The sequence below is a fragment of the Moorena sp. SIO3I6 genome, from assembly GCF_010672095.1.
The window spans coordinates 1-2125 of sequence record NZ_JAAHHU010000831.1 but is presented as its reverse complement, the minus strand read 5'-3'; the positions used below and the strand labels follow the sequence as shown (position 1 = coordinate 2125).

Below are 2125 nucleotides of genomic sequence, written 5' to 3'. Positions count from 1 at the left end.
CCTACTCCCATTAACCCACTCCTAGTAAGTCCCTCACCCAATTGAGAACTGCTAGATATAATCATAGTCGAACTTGGGACAAGTGACTCCGGGGATTGAAGCGGCGACTTTCACGGATTTTTTCATAATACTCCCGCTCCTGATTGGTCAGGTTTTTCGGAGTTACTATCGTAATTCGCACTAACTGATCACTACGTCCACCCTTAGGTAAAGACCAGCCTTTACCCCGCAGCCGCAGAGATTGACCAGAACGAATACCAGCAGGAATATTCATACTCACAGAGCCATCTGGAGTTGGAACCTCAATTGACCCACCCAAAACGGCTTCATCTGGTGTGATTGGCACTTCGCAAACCAGATTCTCACCATCGAACTCAAAGAAAGAGTGAGATTTGAGTTCTACTTTCAAATACAAATCTCCTTTTTGCTGATTCAGAGGGTTGACCTGACCCTTGCCTCGCACCCGAATACGACTACCGGGTTTGGCACCAGGGGGAATCTTGACAGTTATAGTTTCACTACCTAGGCTGAAACGTTTTTGGACACCATTAAAGGCTTCAGACCAACTGAGGCTAATGGTTGCTTCCCGGTCAGCACTTGCTCCTGTAGTGTTGTTAAAGCCTGAGGTGCTGCTATAGCCACTAAAACCACCAAAATCATTAAACCCATTAGAGCTAGAAGTACTTGTACGGTAGGAGTAGCTATGACTACTTCTGCCAGCACCACCGGGGGCACCAGTGCTAAAGCGACCCAGCAATTCATTAATGAACTCGTCAAAGCTGCCGTACTGGCTAAAATCAAAGCCACCAACATCAACACCGACTCCACTACGACCAGACCATCCTTGTCCCGCTTGCTTCCAGTACTGACCAAATTGATCGTATTTCTTGCGTTTGTCCGAGTCAGATAAAACTTCGTAGGCTTCATTGACTTCCTTAAAGCGAGCCTCGGCTTGTTTGTCACCAGGATTCAGGTCTGGGTGGTACTTCCGGGCCAAACGCCGAAAGGACTTTTTAATGTCATCAGCACTAGCAGTTTTGCTGACTCCTAGGATGGAGTAATAGTCTTTGAAGTCGGTCGCAGCCATCAAGAGTGTCTCCTAATCGTCTAAGATCGTAAGGGGTAAGTTATTGCCCTTGGATTATGGTTTATCTACCTCAACGCTAGGGTAACAAAGGTTTCAAGTAAACTTAGTTCGGTTGTTCCTCACTGGTGCGATCGCAATTTCCGTACATGGGCGCATACTCTGTCAAAGGTTTTTTCAGGGTTAGGGCAATGTCTGAGGTAGCAAGGTCTGAGGCTAATGGTTAATGGTTGTAGTACTTAATGCCTAGGCTAAGCATGTCTAATCCCTATCCCTAGGGTAAGTTTGCCTAGCGCCTAATTTTGATGTAGATGAACTTACCCTTTCCACCCCATACTAAATCACGGCTCCATGGGGAATTACGGCATTTTTGATCACTACAACAATGCCATTACGAATATAAAATCCCTCACTTTCGCAGTTGGCTTCTTCCACACGATCCTTGTTGAAGATTTTGACATTGTTACCGATACAAGCATTTTTATCGATAATTGCACGACGAATAACGGTATCCTTACCAATCCCTAAAGTCACTTGGCCTTGTTCTTGGGCTGAGAGACGCTCTGTTAAAGATTGGTAGTAGTCAGCCCCCATAATTAAAGAGTCCTCGATAACTGTTCCAGCTTCCACTCGCGATCGCAATCCCAATACCGAGTTATTAATGCGGCAGTCTTTGAGAATACACCCTTCCCCAATGATTGACTCTGTTACCCGACAGTCTAAAAGCTTTGAGGGCGGTAGATAACGAGCCCTGGTGTAAATCGGAGCATCTTCCTGATAAAAGCTAAAGGATGGCTTAGGTTGACGAGTCAGGGATAAGTTAGCATTGTAAAATGCCTCAATAGTGCCGATATCTTGCCAATAATCATTAAATAAGTAAGCTTGAATGTTATATTTTTGCATCGAGGCTGGGATAACTTCGTGACCAAAGTCTGTGTGCTCAGAATTAGCTTCGAGCAGTTCTTTCATCACTGCTTTACTAAAGACATAAATCCCCATAGAAGCAATGTAAGGACTATTTCTGGCTTGTTCTGGTGTAAG

2 protein-coding genes are annotated in these 2125 nt (G+C 45.0%); both read right to left on the bottom strand.

What is annotated here, in order from left to right:
• Positions 1–61: 61 nt before the first annotated feature.
• On the bottom strand, positions 62–1087 hold the full coding sequence (locus F6K49_RS43290; RefSeq protein ID WP_293107831.1) for a DnaJ C-terminal domain-containing protein: 1026 nt from the start codon (positions 1085–1087) through the stop codon (positions 62–64).
• A gap of 333 nt (positions 1088–1420) precedes the next feature.
• On the bottom strand, positions 1421–2125 hold a 705-nt coding region (locus F6K49_RS43285; protein ID WP_293107829.1), incomplete at its 5' end, for a sugar phosphate nucleotidyltransferase.